This window comes from Clostridium sp. DFI.1.208 (assembly GCF_024463855.1).
Lineage (GTDB): Bacteria > Bacillota_I > Bacilli_A > Erysipelotrichales > Erysipelotrichaceae > Clostridium_AQ.
On the sequence record NZ_JANGCA010000073.1, the window covers coordinates 1 to 15,659 of the forward strand.

Below are 15,659 nucleotides of genomic sequence, written 5' to 3' on the forward strand. Positions count from 1 at the left end.
ATATATATTAAAAAATATTTATATAATATACTCTTAACTACAACGATAGTGAGCGATTAATGAAGTGATTTCTGATAGGAATAAAAAATAGCATCAACCAAATTTCCTTAGGTTGATGCCATTGGCCCGAATACAGCCTAATTATTATATACTATAAATATGAAAATAAGAAGATTTGTTTCTTTTTTCTTTTCCTTATGTGGTTAAGGTGGTAAAATATAGACGAATATGAATGAGGTGAAGCTATGAATATCAACTGGATCTGGTATCTGGGGCTGGGGTATCTGCTGGGTTCTATCCCGTTTGCCCTCGTCATCGGAAAGCTTTTCTATAAGACAGACGTCCGCAATTTCGGAAGCGGCAATCTGGGTGGTACCAATGCAGGACGTGTGTTAGGAAAAAAAGCCGGAATTTCAGTCATTGTCTGTGATGTATTGAAGGTTGTGGTCGCTGTCGGTGTCGTTTCCTGCTTCGATCTGGAAGCGAGCATATGGGCAGGCTTTGCGGCTGCGTTCGGTCACTGCTATCCGGTATTTGCGGGATTTCGCGGCGGAAAAGCAGTTGCGACGATGTTTGGATTTCTGTTATCGACATCTATCTTTACCTTCCAGAGTGCGTGGTATCTGATTGTGCCGTTCGCAGTATTTCTGGTGGTGCTGTACGCAGGAAAGATGGTATCACTGGCCAGCATGTGTGCTGCGCTTACCAGCAGTATCTATATCACTTATATGCAGCTGCACATAAGTGTGGAGATTGTCGCTGCCAGCTGGCTGCTGACAATTCTGGTGATTTACCGTCACCGAGCAAATATCGTAAAGATCAAAAACGGTACGGAAAACAAAATATCCTGGCTGTGATGAAAACAGGAAAAAGTGCAGACTGACATATGCGCCGCTGCACTTCTTTTTTTTGCTTATCTGTATATATCTCATACTATTTCTTCATGGTTAAGACGATAGCACATCCAGCATATGTTACACAATATCCACACCCCTATGTCCTGACAGCGTCAGACATCCACACCGTATTTCACAATCAGCTCACGCTGAAGCTTTGCGGATATACCTTGCAGCTTTCGCATTTTGGCATCATAGCGTTCACAATCCTGCAGATGAAGCTCCTTGGTAAATGTATCATATGGAAGCTGTCCCAGAAAGCTCTTTTCTTCTAAATCATAAAAGGCCGCATACCATGTATCTATCTGTATGTCCGTTCCACTTACCGGATCCTTCATCCCAAAGGGTGCCTCCGGTTTGATTGGCAGCAGACTGTCTACGGTGGAGGTTATCGTGTATACACCAAAGAATCCATTCTCCTTCTGATAGATACGTGGTGCTGCATAATAAACATCCTGCTTCTGATGATTATGCAGCCATGCACCGAAATCCTCCTGCATCTCCGCATGATCCTGCGGTTCAAACCACAATGGATGCATAGCGGAAAAGAAACAGCCCTCCGCATGCTCCTTTAGAAAGGAGTCCAGACACTCGTCACTGAACGTGATAAGGCGCGGCTTACTGTCTGGAATGCTTCGCAGCTCCTGCATTTCCCCATCCTGTTCAAAGGCACTCGTTTTCCAGCATTTACATAAATGCTGAATCAGAGCATAAAAGGCTTCGATTTCCTGATGACAGGTTGGCAGCAGCAGATACAGCTCCACCTCATACGGCTGCTTCCAGACCACCTGTATTCCTCTTGCGATACACGCAGGGTCATACAGAATAAAATCATCTGCTGCTTCTGTTTCCAGTGGCTGCATGCGCCAGGCACTGTCCATGACACCGACCTGCAGTCCGGTTTCCAGAAAATCGTGCATGCTCAGCTTCTTCTTGAAAATCCCTCTATTTACAATTTTAATATCTACACTCATGATGCAATACCTCCATAGATGTCTCTTCCAAGCGCCTGCAGTTGTTTGCGGTTATTGATTCGGTAGACGCCTTTTTCACACTTGCACAGCAGTCCCTGCTCACAAAACTGTGCCAGACAACGCTGCAGCTGCCGATAGCTGCAGCCAATCAGACTGCTAACCTCGCCATGATCCTCCTTGAATTCCTCCTGTTCACACACGGCCATCAAATAAGATGCCAGACGATTTTCTACCGGATAGGAAAGCGAGATGGATGCGTTGCGATTACTGTTTTTCAGCTTTTCCGACAGCTCGGATACCAGATATTGCAGGAAGCGGACATCCTGCCGCAATGACCGTTCACAGCGTACCAGCGGCAGCTGCAGTACAATCACCTCACACAGTGCCTCCACTTCATTCAGCACAGGCATCTGCTTCCACAGCTCCACCTCGCCAAGGATGCTGAGCGGATACAGGAAGGAATGCAGTATCGTTTGTCCATTTGCGCTGATATAGCTGGTTTTTGCCTTTCCCTTTACCAGAAACAAAAGATGCTGCAGCTTTGCATCCGCATGCAGAAGAATATCCCGCCGTTTGTATATCTTTAATTCCAGCATGGATTGATGCTGTTCCTCCAGAATCTGATCAAGTCCGTATTTCCGTATATAAGCAGCTGCCGTTTTTTCCATCATCATTCTCCATCCGTTTTAGAAAGGGAATACGCATCCTGTATCGCCTTCCCCTTTTGCATATTTACTTTCTATCCTCATTATGACATATGTCCTATGCGTGTTCAAGAAAAATCCGTATTCTTATATACGAGGTGATTATATGGCAATTCGTATGGCTATACTCAGTGGAATCGTAGTCAGTGTTATGATGGTGTTTAACGGACGGCTCTCAGATGCTACAGGGCTGTATACTGCAACGGCACTGATTCATGCCAGTGGGTTATTGACGATGTGTATCGTTTTAAAAGTAAAGCACATCTCTCTTCGTAAGCTCCCTCGTGCCTCCTGGTTATTGTATATGGGAGGTGTGATTGGAGTATTTACTGTTTTCTTTAACAATCTGACCATCACCGTTCTGGGCGCATCCCTTGTAAGCGCACTGGGATTGTGCGGCCAGATTCTAACATCGCTCGTACTGGAACAGAGCCAGGCGTTCGGCGTACAAAAGCAGAAGCTGCAGCCGATGAAGCTGGTAGCCCTGTTCATCATCTTAGTGGGAATTGGAGTGATGCTGGAATGAGTACTCTGTTTTCGGTAATGCTTGCACTGCTGGCCGGGGTCAGTATCGTAATCAGCCGCAGTATAAATGCCCTGCTCGCAGAAAAAATCGGCGCCCTGTCCGGCAGCTTTTTCAATTATGCAACAGGGCTTATAGCAAGTGTAGTATTCCTGCTGCTGTTTGGCTTATCCACGCTCTCCTCTGTTTCACTCTTACAGGATAGCGGGAATATGATACTGCTGCTAGGCGGGGTGATTGGTGTAATCAATATTATTTTGCTGAATCGTATCGTATCCTTGATTCCTCCGCTGCAGCTGACGCTGATCGTGTTCACTGCACAGCTGGCAAGCGGTATGCTGCTGGATTATTTTCTGCTGGACCTGTTTTCCATACGCAAGCTGATTGGCTGCAGCATTGTGATAATCGGCTTGCTGATTCACACCTATGCACAAGGGAAACCGGCAGCCTGAGTCTTCACAGTCTCATAGGGGAACAAGCGCTTCCCTCTTTGTTTCTGATCATAATGAAAGCTGCTTCCAATATGACAGGTGATAAAAAGAAATACTGCAGCGCATACAACCATCATAAAAAGAAATCTTATCTATGTTTCCATATCGGAATACAGAGAAAGATTTCTTTTTTCATGTCTGCAGCAAATCAGCCGTATCAATACGAGAAGCGAAAAGAATGATCAAGCAAATGCATTTTCACACCTGTGTTTGCAGAAGCAGCTGACATAGCATGGATTCAAAGGTACATCATTGCAAGCAGTATCAGAAGAACAACAACTACGAGTACACCTCCGCCGATGATATAGCTACTGTATGTTTTGTGTAAATCCTGTTGTTTGGAAACCCATGTTTTGTTCAAATCCTTTGTTTCCTTTGAAATTTGAGACATACGTCCACCTTCCTTCCAGTTGCTTTTCATGCCTGTTACAATACATCAACAAAGTCGAATTGCTGCAGTAGAACGTAAATACGAAGTGTGGAAATTTTGTATAGCAAGATCATTACATACCGGGACTGCGGTCTTTTTCAGCTCCTGCATATAACCTTTATGCACACGCTGCACAGGTTCTGCTAGTCAGCACATAGCCTCCTGCATGCAAAGCAGCAGCCTTCTCTATATCTTATATATAGCACATTTTTCATAAAAATACAATGATAAGTGGTCTTACACTGTTATTCCTGTACATACTGCAGGTCTTATGGTGCAGCACATTCCTACTTGGAAACGGTATACTGCAGCATGCAGTCGTGTTTTACCATATACCAAAGAGGTTTGAACACCATGATGGAGCTAAAAATTTTCTGCTATGTATGCGCATAAGATGCAATCTGCTGTATAAATTATGAAAATATTTTGAGCTGTGAAGCCCAAGTGCTATAAGAAAAAGAAAGCACACTGTTGTGAAAGAACATGTCCTCGCTGAACCATTTGTTCTGAAAAGAACCTGCCGCTCAGACAGGTCCTTCCCTTTTATGCTATCATCGGCAAATGCATAGAATGCTGTATGCTTTACAGAATCTTTGTTGTCCATTCCTCCAGATTCCAAACCTCATCGACGATATCTTCATAAAAATCCGGATTATGAGACACCAGCAGAATCGTTCCCTTGTAAGCCTTTAATGCCCGCTTCAATTCCTCCTTGGCATCCACATCCAGATGGTTGGTCGGCTCATCCAGAATCAGAATCATCGGATTTTCCAGCAGCAGCTTGCATAGCAGCACCTTGGAACGCTGTCCTCCACTCAGCATGGTAACATCCTTTTCCAAGCCGATATCCAGCAATCCCAGTCCCTGTGCAACCTCCTGTATTCTGGCATCTATCATATAAAAACCGCTATGCTCCAGAATATCCTGAATTTCTCCAACATCCTGCAGAAGCTCATTCATCCGCTCCTCACTGCAGTCTCCCATCTCTTCGTATTTCTGCAGCATTTCCGCCTCCAGCTCAAACAGGTGGGAAAAGGCGTCCTGCAGCACCTCACGAATGGTCTTTCCCTTTTCCAGAACCGTATGCTGATCCAGATAACCGCGGGTGATTCTGCGGCACCAGGCAACACGCCCTTCCTCTGGAACCAGCTTTCCTGTCAGTATATTCAGAAAGGTTGATTTCCCTTCCCCGTTGGCTCCGACAAGACCAACATGCTCACCGCTCAACAGGCGAAAGGATACATTCTCCAGAATCTGTCTTCCGCCGAAGCTGTGCGATACATTTTCTACCGTAACAATACTCATACCTACCTCCACAATGCTTACCCTGACAAGTATACCATGTGCACCATTCGTATGCAATCTTGCTTTCCGTTTGTAGTTTTATAAATTGTCCAACATACAGATGAATCATAAAAGAAGCAAGCATACAGACGATTCCTAGGAGAAGGCATGTATATGCGGATTTAAGCATGTACCTGAAGTGCTTTGTGAGACGAATACAAAAAAAGGATAAGCACGCTAAAAGCAAGGCTCATCCATTCTAGGATACAACACTCATCCTACTATATACTACTCCATAACACTCCATGTGCATGGATATCCTGCTGTTCAACCAATACACCAGGTCACACTCATGCGGGGGTAAGATATTGTACAGGATACTCCAGATGATAAAATCTCTGTGTATCATTCATTTCATCCACAACCGTGATCACACTGCATAGAACATAGCCCTGATCAGCTTCTATTCGGATGGAAGCTTCTTTTCCTTTGTTTAATTTACCATATAAATCCGCATTTTCTATCTTTAAATTCCCCTTTGCATCTATCCACATATATTTACCACCCTCAAAGTTGCCGCTGAAATACATAAGATTATCACTCAGCTGCGAGGAAAATTCAATATGCTCTGGCACAGTATCTATGATTTTACGCTTTTTCGTCTTTAGATCCAGTATGTAATTTGCATCCTCTGATTTCTTATACAGAATAACATTCTCAAGAAGGTAGCCACGGACAGATTCATCTTTTGCTACTGTATGTGTTTTCCATTTCCCATTTATCAGATAATGCAAGACCTGCTTATCCGGACATACTTCCTGAAAAAGGATTGTTCCGGAAGGCTGCACATACATCTCAGTTGTCCCCAGATAGCTTCCTTCCTTCTGACTCCAGTTATGATATCCAGCATACGGAGCATGAAACGAAAAAAGTGTTTTTTCGCTATCGTTTTCCCTGCTTATCATCTTCTGACGAAGTTCATATTGCTCCTGTTTGCCCGTCACTGCTTTTACATCACATAAAAAATAATAAAGAATACCCTGATTTACTGTGAATCTAGGACGAAATTCAGAATAATTGTCATTTGTAATCGTATGCAGTACTTCCTGCTTACCGTCTTTTTCCTTCATTATTTTAACTGTGCCTGGTTCCTCTTCCTCTAAATCAAGGACAGCATAATAACTAGCATTTTCAAATTCGATATAATCGACCACCCATACCTTTTCTTTGAATTCCTTTTTTAACATCAATTCCTCTGTCTTAAAATCATAGCTATAAATTTTTCTTGCATAATGCCATCCACCGGCTACACTCTTACCATAATACGGATTATATAATATGATAATATATGCTTTTTGATTCCCGACAATATATTGCTTATACTCCCCTTTCGCAAGTGATATGTGTTCAATTTCTGTAATTGTTGTCTCTTTTAATTGCATAGGATTTTCAATATGTAACTGCTTATCCTGATAAGCAAATGGAGACTCTGTCTGCATTTCTGTGTCTTTCTTTGAACATGAGGACATTATTATAAACAACAAGAGCGTGCATACAAACAGCTTTTTCTTACCAAATATAGCAATCACCCGCCTTCTTAATAGATACCTTATGCGTTCCATAAAGCATCCTGTTATATCTGTTGGAAGCATGACCCCAAGCCTGCGCATACGGTTTCCGGCATTCATAGCCTTCGGGTATTTCACCCGTATGTTCTTCTGCTTGTAATGACATCCACATGCTGCTGAATAGAATTATAGAAACAACCGGTTCTCGGATGTTCAGTATACATTCTCTTCTGCTTCTTTTGTGCTCCCCTTTGTGATCAGTTTCGGAAAGAAAATCATACGCATCCCTCCCTGTCTTAACACACTATACCATATTCCTTTGATAAAAACACGATTTTGAACAAGTTTAAGACGTATGAAACGCCAATAATTGAAAGGGGTTACTTAAACCTCAACATTAACATAAATCAGTTTCTTCCAACAGTCGCTTACGTTATCACTTTCCTTTTCGTCCCTTTTTTATAATCTCTACGTGAATTCTGATAACTGCAGTTCTTCACATGCGGAAAGAACAGTGTAAACAGCGCAGAAGAATATCACTGAAAACGTCTGTATTGTCCGATATGTCATTTAAAACTGTGTGCTCCAAGGCAGATATGAATTCGTGGAAGCTGTATCTCCTGCTGTAAATCTGATAAAAATTCCTTTTACATAGTTTTCTTGAGATTCCATATACTAAAAGACAGAGCAGTTTAGAAATATTTAAGAAAGAAATACGACAAAATTACAAAAGCGTAAGGCCCAAAGTCATGAGGATTTGCTATAATATACATATACGAGGTGATTTCATGCACAGCAATGACGACAAACGAGAATGGATCGATCCTGCACAGGGTCTCAGCGATTCTCAGGTTCAGCAACGTATTGATGCAGGCTGTATCAATACACAAGATGAGCGCATTACCAAAAGCTATGAGGAAATATTTCGGGACAATGTATTGACCCTGTTTAATCTGATCAATGCCATTTTGGCTGGTCTGATCATATTTATCGGCTCCTTTAAGAATTTGCTCTTTCTGGGGGTTGTGGTTTCCAATCTGGTCATCGGTATCTTTCAGGAAATTCGGGCAAAGCGTGTTCTGGATAAGCTTTCTTTGATTACACAGCCCTATCTCAAGGTACTGCGCAACGGCAAGGAAATCGAGCTGCATATGGATGATATCGTTCTGGATGACATTCTGTGTTTATCCACAGGCTCTCAGGTATGTGCCGACGCCCTGGTCGTAGAGGGGCGTTTGGAGGTGAACGAATCACTCGTTACCGGCGAATCGGATATCATCGTCAAGCATAAGCACGATACTCTGTATTCAGGCAGCTTTGTTGTCAGTGGACAAGCAAAGGTTCAGGTGGAGCATGTGGGCAAGGATAATTATGCCGCCACGATTATGAAGGATGCAAAAACCTTCAAAAAGCATAAATCCCAGCTGCGCGATTCCATTAACTTCATAATTAAGACGATTGGTATCATTATCATTCCTGTTGGCATCCTGCTGTTTTCCAAGCAGTTTTTTCTAACAGAGAGTACTCTGCCGCAGGCAATCGTATCTACAGTTGCGGCATTGCTGGGGATGATTCCGGAGGGTCTTGTTTTACTGACGAGTGTTGCGCTTGCTGTAGGCTCCATCAATCTTGCAAAGCGCAAAACGCTGGTGCAGGAGCTGTACTGCATCGAAACACTGGCACGTGTGGATACCCTTTGTTTGGATAAGACAGGAACCATCACGGAAGGCAATATGCAGGTGGAGCGCATTGTGCCATTGCAAAGCAGTGAAGACGAAATTCTTCTCATTCTGGCGAATATGATGGATGCCCTGCAGGATGACAATGCAACCGCGCAGGCGATTCGCAAGCATACTCCGCAGGAGTACGAGTCGTTTTCCGTATTACATACGCTTCCCTTCTCGAGTGCAAGAAAGCTGAGCGCTGTAAGCTTTGAAAATCGCGGCACCTATATCATGGGAGCCTATGAATTTGTCAACGGCAGTGAAAATGCAGAGCTGCAGGCTGAAATTGATAAGCAGGCTAGTCTTGGAAACCGTGTGCTGGTACTGGCGCACAGTGATGAAAGCATGAAGCAGGAGCCATCCAGAAGCAATACAATCATCGCTTTGCTGCTGCTCAGCGATCCGATTCGTAAGGAGGCGCCGCAAACCCTGGACTACTTTCTGTCACAGGGCGTTGATGTCAAGGTCATCAGTGGTGATGATCCGCGCACTGTTCATGAAATTGCGCATAAGGCAAATCTAAAAAATTATGAGCGCTATGTGGACGCCAGCACCTTAAAGGATGAGGATATCCCGGAGGCAGTGAAAGCCTATACCGTATTCGGGCGCGTTTCGCCAATGCAGAAAAAGCTGATGATTCGTGCTTTGAAGGAACAAGGACATATAACAGCAATGATCGGAGACGGAGTAAATGATGTTATGGCATTGAAGGAAGCGGATTGCAGTATCTCCGTTGCGCAAGGAAGTGAGGCAGCTAAGAATATTGCCAATCTGGTTCTGCTGGATAATAACTTTGCAAGTATGCCGCACATTGTGGATGAGGGGCGAAGAGTCATCAACAATATTCAACGTGCCGCTTCTCTGTTTCTGGTAAAAACAACATTTTCTACCATTCTCAGTATTCTGACGCTCTTCTTTATGAGCCGCTATCCGTTTGAGCCGATTCAGCTTACACTGATTTCCTCCTGTACGATTGGTATTCCTTCCTTCTTTCTAGCATTGGAAGCAAATCATGCCCGCGTGGAAGGAAATTTCCTGATCAATGTATTAGGACGTGCCCTTCCCGGAGCGCTGTGTGTCGTACTCAGTATCCTTTATGTTAATATATCCTCACTGTTCTTTCAGATGACGCCCGCTGCCATGTCCACCATGTGCGTGCTGCTGACAGGCACCAGCTCCTTGATTGTCCTCTATCGGGTATGTACGCCGTTTACCAGAAAGCGTCTGCTCATCTTCTCCATCATGACTGCGCTGTTTGTTGCATGTATCGTCTTCTTGCCGGGGATTTTCTCCTTGGTGCGACTAAGCTATATGCAATTCGTACTGACCGGTGCCGGTATAGCTGCTATTCCGTTCGTCATGGACTTCTTCTTTCGCTTTGGAAATCGCTTTAAGCTCAAGGAGCGACTGCTTGCGGTTGGTAAATAGACCATCCTCTGAGCCTTGTGAAAAAGAAAACCAATGCAGGATACCCTCAAGCCTCTTGCAAAGAAAGAATTTAAGCGGTACATAAGCAACAGTACGCTGGCCCTGCAGTCCATGAACAGCTGTTCATTAAGTAGACGGTTCTACGAATTGTCTACTTTTCTTTTTCACCCTGTCATACGTTAGAAGAAGCACTTAACCCTACGATTATTCCGATATCCTTTTTTTATTTGAGCGCATTGCAATACATAAAAAAGGAATCCAGGAATTGCGATACACAATCACCTTGGATTCCCTATGATCGAATTTAAGAAAGGAATTACCGCGTTTTGTTATGACTGCATGCTGGTATCCTCCAGTGCATCCTGCGTACGGCGGCTTTTCATAATCACCAATGCGATACATAGAAAGGCTGCGGCAAACAGTAGCAGGATACCATAGGTCATAAAGGCCTCTTTCAACAGCTCATTGCTGACGTGCACTGCCGAGGTCAGAGAATCATTCAGCTTTACATACCAGTAGCTGGGCAGAAACCGGGAGATTACGAGGATATTTTCGCCAATCATACTCAACGGTACAAAGGCACCGCATAGAAAACTGCAACCCAGACCGACGATATTACTGATACCGTTCAGCATATCATCCGGATGCTTGCTCTTGGTGGAAATCACACAGAACATGAATGACATGGAAACACACATCAGCATGAACACAAATGCATTGACAGCCTCCAGCAGTCCTCCCAGCGTCATCATGGAATCCCATGTCATAGCCAGAATCATCAGCATCATAGCTCCCCATAATGCAATACCTACGGACAGATTGCAGATTACCAGCTGCAGATTCATACGATTTTGCGATACCGGTGCTATCAGATTCCGTTTGGTGATCTCCGCATCGAAAAAGGAATGCATCGTTAAGCCGATCATCAGGATCATGACAACCAGAAGAATATAGGAGGCATAATTGAAATACGCCCCGCGCAGCATGGCAGAGGTAGCAACCTCCTCAGAATCTGACATTCTGATATTTGCTATTGTGCTTAGATTTTTCTGTACACGACTGTCCAGACCATCGATATCCTGATTTGGATAAAGCGTTTCATACGCATGCATGGTATCCAGATATTTATTGATGGTCTGCTGTAGCAGAACACCGTTTGCATCATCCGGACGCTGCTTCATGGAAACTGCTTCACTTGCAGAAGCAAAATCCTCCTCGAAGCCCTTCGGAATCGTTATGATTGCGGATACATCGCCATAGAACAGCGCATCCTTGGCATCCGTTTGTGATACATTTTCATGCCGAATATCCGCCTGCTTTCCAAGATAGGCTTTTAAATGCTTACTCAGCCTGCTGCCATCCTGATCAAGAACGGCGATATTCGGCTTGGTTCCCTCATACAATTTAATATCACTGCGCTGGGATGCGGATATGCCGAATACGAAGAAGACGATGAAGAAAATTGTTATATAAATCATCATCGTCACCCCATGTGACTTCATAATCTTATAATAGACCTTTAAAACACTCATTTTAACGCACCCCCAGACTGTTGTAGCTCTTCCTGCTAAGTGCACGGAAGCTAATCAGATAGCATACCATCGTAAAGCCTGCAAGGAGTGCAAGATTTAAGAAATAACGTTCTCCCACACCATAGTAGTACAGGGAATACAAACCATCCGTTATCATATTCACCGGATTGATATAGGTTAAAAACGGAGCATATTCCTGTACATAGTATTTCAGCTGTACCATCATCATACCAGCCAGTGCACTGCAGATCAGTGTAATGGAGGTCATGATTCCTGTTTTGCCATCCAAAGGAATTCGGCTTGTGATACTGCCAATCAAGATGCCAAAGGCGTTTCCGGCAAAGGCTCCCAGCACCATCATGAGGAAGACATAGCCAAGCTGTGCTCCAAAGGATACATCCAGAATGTAATACATGTAGGAAAACTGAATCAGCAGAAAGACGATCTGTATTGCTATATCTACGATGAAATCTGCAAGCAGTGCCTTTCCCTTGTGCATTGGTGATACCGAGAGACGTGCAGCGCGTTCACTCTGATTTGCCTGCAGCTCAAACATGGAATTGATTGCCCAGTATCCGCCGAACATGGCATTCATTGCCAGCACAGTGTAGAAGAATACCGCAGATACATCCGTGTGATCCGCATTTGCCTCCTCCACATGGGAGGCCGTCTGCGTAAACAGCCTTGCGACAGCAGACCCATCCGGGTGCAGCTGCATCGCCTCCTCAATCAGGTTGATTTTCTGACTGTATTCATCAAAGAAGGTTTTTGTAATCGTCTGGTTCAGACCGTTCTGGTTCACTGTGATTACAATCGGCTCCTGCATAGCTACAACCGCACTGACCTTATCCTCCTTTAACAGCTTTTTTGCCTGCTTCTCACTCACATAGCTGACCTTGAACAATGCCGTATCCTCTTGCTTTACATCCTCAAGAACAGCCTTCAGCTGTGTTAGATCCTTCTGTTCGATAACCGCAATCGGAATACTTTGAAAGGTATCCACCGTATAGGCATCCTTCAACACCATTCCAAAGAAGGTTGTCAGCAGCATGGGAAACACCAATGTCCAAAACAGCAGCACCCTGTTTCGTATCATCAGCCGAAATCTGTATTTCAGTAAATGCAGCATATTCACCCCTCCTTAATCCCGCAGCTGTTTTCCTGTGATTTCCAGGAAGACATCATTCAGGGTTGGCTGCTGGGAATACACCTTGCCATAGGTGATATTTTCCTGTGTAAAGTAATCCAGCAGATTGGCCAGATTGCGTTTACCTTCGGTAAATTTAACCTGCAGAACATTGGCATTGTACTGTACGGAGAACACATTTGCGATATCCTGAATATCCCGTACCTGCTGCTCATGCAGCTTCACCTGCTCCACTTCAATCTTTTCCTTCATCATGATACCGGCCTTCAGTTCCTCCTTGGAGCCTGCCGCAATGGTTTTTCCTTTGTCTATGATGATGATGCGGCTGCAGATTTCTTCAACCTCTTCCATATAATGAGAGGTGTATACGATGGTTGCCCCCTGTGCATTCAGGCGTCGTATCCCCTCCAGTATTGCATTACGGCTCTGTGGATCGACTGCGACCGTAGGCTCATCCATGAAAATGAGCTTTGGCTGATGTGCAATTCCACAGGCGATATTCAACCGTCTTAATAAACCGCCGCTCAGCTTTCCCGGTCTAAATTTCCGAAACTCCTCCAAGGAAACAAAACGGATTGCCTCATCCACAAGTTCTTTGCGCTTTGCTTTATCACTGACATACAGTCCGCAAAAGTAATTGATATTGTCCTCGACGCTCAGCTCATGAAAGACTGCCACGTTCTGCGGTACAACACCGATTTGCTGCTTCAAGTCGTAGCTGTCCGCCTTCATCTGCTTTCCGAATATGCGGATGTCGCCCTTATCGTATGTTAACAGAGCCAGCATACAGTTGATTGCCGTTGTCTTCCCGCTTCCATTCGGCCCCAGCAGACCTAAAATTTCCCCTTCCTCAACCTCCAGCTGGAAATGGTCCAGCGCGATCAGCTCCTTGTATCTTTTCACCAGATTGCTTACTTCAATAATCATGATGCTCCCTCCTTGTTCTACTTACAGTATACATACTTCAGGAAATTTCCGGTAGTGTATATCTTCACATTTGCATGTGACAGATGTCACATTCCGGTATGACAAATTGTATCTCTGCGAAAACAATGGTAAAATATAGACAGAACAGGAGGAGAAGCCATGAAACAGCTTATAAATTATCTGTTATTTTTGTGTATCGGCTGCTGCTTCAGTTTTTTTTATGACCATCAGCTATACCGCCTGCTGGCCTTGCTTTCCGCAGTCATATTGGCATCTATGTCCTATCTGTATACAGGACGCAAATGGCTGCCGTATGCTACGGTTCTCTTCGCCATACTTGCAGCCCTGCAGCAAAGCTATCTGTATTATCTGCCGCTGCTGCTGTATTGTGTGAGCCGACACTTCTCCTATCCGCTCCTACTGTATCTGCTTCCGATTCTCTTTCATCTGCGCATGGAAACCCTGTTTCTATGCAGTGCAGTTGCCATTTTCTCAATATTTGCTATTTTGCTTCGACAGCAGTGGGAGGAGAATGAGGAAATCAAGCTCTCCTTCATGCGGCAGCGCGATGCGACAAAGGAGCTCGCAGATATGCTGTCCAATAAAAACAGGAATCTTCTTGTGCAGCAGGAACAGGAAATCAGGGTTGCCATTCTGGATGAACGAAACCGGATTGCCAGAGAAATTCATGATCATGTGGGACATTTGCTCAGCAGCTCACTGCTACAGATTGGCGCTATACAGGCAATTCAGAAGGAAGAGAAGCTGAAGGAGCCGCTCCAGAATTTACGCAACACCCTTTCTCAGGGGATGGATAATGTTCGCAGCAGTGTACATGATCTGCATGATGATGCCCTCGATTTGCAGCTTACATTAAACCGGCTGCTAAAGGATTACAGCTTCTGTGATGCTGCACTGGAATACGATGTGCTGCATCCCCTGCCGCAGCAGACAATCTATCATATTCTTGCCATTGTAAAGGAAAGCATGAACAACACGATGAAGCATTCCAATGCGACCAGATACCGTATTACAGTACGCGAACAGCCGGCCTTCTATCAGCTGATATTACGTGATAACGGCACGAAGCACAGCAGCGTTCCCTGGCAGAACAAGGGCATCGGCTTAAGCAATATGCGAGAGCGTGTAGAGGATATGCATGGCTATCTGAATATCACCCGTGCACCCGGCTTTCAAATTTACATCACATTGCCGAAGGAGGACATAAACCATGAGAATACTGATTGTTGATGATGACAGGCTTGTATGCAGCTCTTTAAAAACCATACTTGAGGCACAGGGACAAACCATTGCCGGCATCGGCTACAGCGGCAGGGAAGCTCTGCAGCTATACAGGGAAACACAGCCCGATGTGCTGTTAATGGATATACGCATGGAGGACATGAATGGCGTGGATGCCAGTGAAGCAATCCTGCACAGCGATCCGCATGCCCGTATCCTGTTTTTGACAACCTTCTCCGATGATGAGTATATCATCCGCGCCTTAAAGTTAGGTGTAAAGGGATATATACTGAAGCAGAACTTCGATTCCATCATCCCGGCTCTGGAGGCGGTTTATATGGGGCAGAATGTTTTTAATACGGAGATTATTGCCAAGCTTCCGGATTTACTGAAGCAGAATACAAAGGAAGCGCTTTGCAGCTACGATCTGAACGAGCGCGAGCTACATTTCATTCAGCTGGTTGCCAAGGGCCTCAACAATAAAGAGCTGGCACAGACGTTGTTCCTCAGTGAAGGAACCGTCCGCAATTATCTCAGCAGCCTATTGGAAAAGCTGCAGCTGCGAGATCGCACCCAGCTTGCGATTTTCTATTATCAAAACCTGCAGCCAAAGGACATGTAATTCCACACCTCCACAAAAGGAGTATCTAGAATAACTCGGAAAACTGGAGTTCTCCACAAAAACTTGTGGCACTCCAGTTTTTATCTATATAGTTTGTGGGGTTTGCTGTATTTTGTGTATAATATCTTCATCAGAAAGGTAAAAGAAAAGATAGAAATCTCTCCGTC

Annotated in this window: 13 protein-coding genes and 1 pseudogene; 6 read left to right on the plus strand and 8 right to left on the minus strand. The window is 44.5% G+C overall.

The genetic code is table 11. The annotated features are described in order from the left end of the window. Positions 1-245: 245 nt before the first annotated feature. Positions 246-857, plus strand: a complete 612-nt coding sequence (gene plsY, locus NE665_RS21340) for a glycerol-3-phosphate 1-O-acyltransferase PlsY (RefSeq protein ID WP_117444606.1) — start codon at positions 246-248, stop codon at positions 855-857. Positions 858-1,009: 152 nt separating this feature from the next. On the opposite strand, the gene NE665_RS21345 is transcribed toward plsY, so the two are convergent. Together NE665_RS21345 and NE665_RS21350 are read right to left on the minus strand one after the other, a co-directional pair. Further along, positions 1,010-1,870, minus strand: a complete 861-nt coding sequence (locus NE665_RS21345) for a DUF4299 family protein (protein ID WP_117444888.1) — start codon at positions 1,868-1,870, stop codon at positions 1,010-1,012. After that, complete coding sequence (locus tag NE665_RS21350) at positions 1,867-2,538, minus strand: cyclic nucleotide-binding domain-containing protein (RefSeq protein ID WP_117444889.1); 672 nt, start codon at positions 2,536-2,538, stop codon at positions 1,867-1,869. Before NE665_RS21350 ends, NE665_RS21345 begins: the two co-directional genes overlap by 4 nt. A gap of 142 nt (positions 2,539-2,680) precedes the next feature. Here NE665_RS21350 and NE665_RS21355 point away from each other — a divergent pair, with 142 nt between their 5' ends. Together NE665_RS21355 and NE665_RS21360 are read left to right on the plus strand one after the other, a co-directional pair. Continuing rightward, positions 2,681-3,100, plus strand: coding sequence for a DMT family transporter (locus NE665_RS21355; RefSeq protein ID WP_117444890.1), 420 nt, complete (start codon positions 2,681-2,683; stop codon positions 3,098-3,100). Further along, positions 3,097-3,549: a DMT family transporter gene (locus NE665_RS21360; protein ID WP_117444891.1), complete on the plus strand. Its 453-nt coding sequence runs from the start codon at positions 3,097-3,099 to the stop codon at positions 3,547-3,549. The genes NE665_RS21355 and NE665_RS21360 overlap by 4 nt, the downstream gene beginning before the upstream one ends. 277 nt (positions 3,550-3,826) lie before the next feature. On the opposite strand, the gene NE665_RS21365 is transcribed toward NE665_RS21360, so the two are convergent. The 3 genes and pseudogenes from NE665_RS21365 to NE665_RS21375 form a co-directional block, all read right to left on the minus strand. Beyond that, entirely contained in the window at positions 3,827-3,979 is a 153-nt protein-coding gene (locus NE665_RS21365; RefSeq protein WP_178760122.1) for a hypothetical protein, read from the minus strand. Positions 3,980-4,624: 645 nt separating this feature from the next. Then, positions 4,625-5,323 (minus strand): annotated as a pseudogene (locus tag NE665_RS21370) (ATP-binding cassette domain-containing protein); the annotation flags it as partial. Between the two features lie 329 nt (positions 5,324-5,652). Further along, a complete protein-coding gene (locus NE665_RS21375) occupies positions 5,653-6,801 on the minus strand; it encodes a hypothetical protein (RefSeq protein ID WP_147324032.1) in 1,149 nt (382 codons plus the stop codon). An 857-nt stretch (positions 6,802-7,658) separates the two neighbouring features. Here NE665_RS21375 and NE665_RS21380 point away from each other — a divergent pair. Beyond that, positions 7,659-10,022: a cation-translocating P-type ATPase gene (locus tag NE665_RS21380; protein WP_117444894.1), complete on the plus strand. Its 2,364-nt coding sequence runs from the start codon at positions 7,659-7,661 to the stop codon at positions 10,020-10,022. A gap of 329 nt (positions 10,023-10,351) precedes the next feature. Here NE665_RS21380 and NE665_RS21385 read toward each other — a convergent pair whose 3' ends face one another. From NE665_RS21385 to NE665_RS21395, 3 genes are read right to left on the minus strand one after another with little or no spacing between them, the layout of a single operon-like run. Next, positions 10,352-11,554 (minus strand): ABC transporter permease, encoded by a 1,203-nt coding sequence (locus NE665_RS21385; protein ID WP_117444895.1) that lies wholly within the window; start codon positions 11,552-11,554, stop codon positions 10,352-10,354. 1 nt (position 11,555) lies between these two features. Then, on the minus strand, positions 11,556-12,683 hold the full coding sequence (locus NE665_RS21390) for an ABC transporter permease (protein ID WP_117444896.1): 1,128 nt from the start codon (positions 12,681-12,683) through the stop codon (positions 11,556-11,558). A 12-nt stretch (positions 12,684-12,695) separates the two neighbouring features. Beyond that, positions 12,696-13,628 (minus strand): ABC transporter ATP-binding protein, encoded by a 933-nt coding sequence (locus NE665_RS21395; RefSeq protein ID WP_117444897.1) that lies wholly within the window; start codon positions 13,626-13,628, stop codon positions 12,696-12,698. Positions 13,629-13,787: 159 nt separating this feature from the next. On the opposite strand from NE665_RS21395, the gene NE665_RS21400 reads away from it, so the two are divergent. Both NE665_RS21400 and NE665_RS21405 read left to right on the plus strand, forming a co-directional pair. Beyond that, positions 13,788-14,879: a sensor histidine kinase gene (locus NE665_RS21400; protein ID WP_178760123.1), complete on the plus strand. Its 1,092-nt coding sequence runs from the start codon at positions 13,788-13,790 to the stop codon at positions 14,877-14,879. After that, positions 14,860-15,492: a response regulator transcription factor gene (locus NE665_RS21405; RefSeq protein WP_117444899.1), complete on the plus strand. Its 633-nt coding sequence runs from the start codon at positions 14,860-14,862 to the stop codon at positions 15,490-15,492. The genes NE665_RS21400 and NE665_RS21405 overlap by 20 nt, the downstream gene beginning before the upstream one ends. Positions 15,493-15,659: the final 167 nt, after the last annotated feature.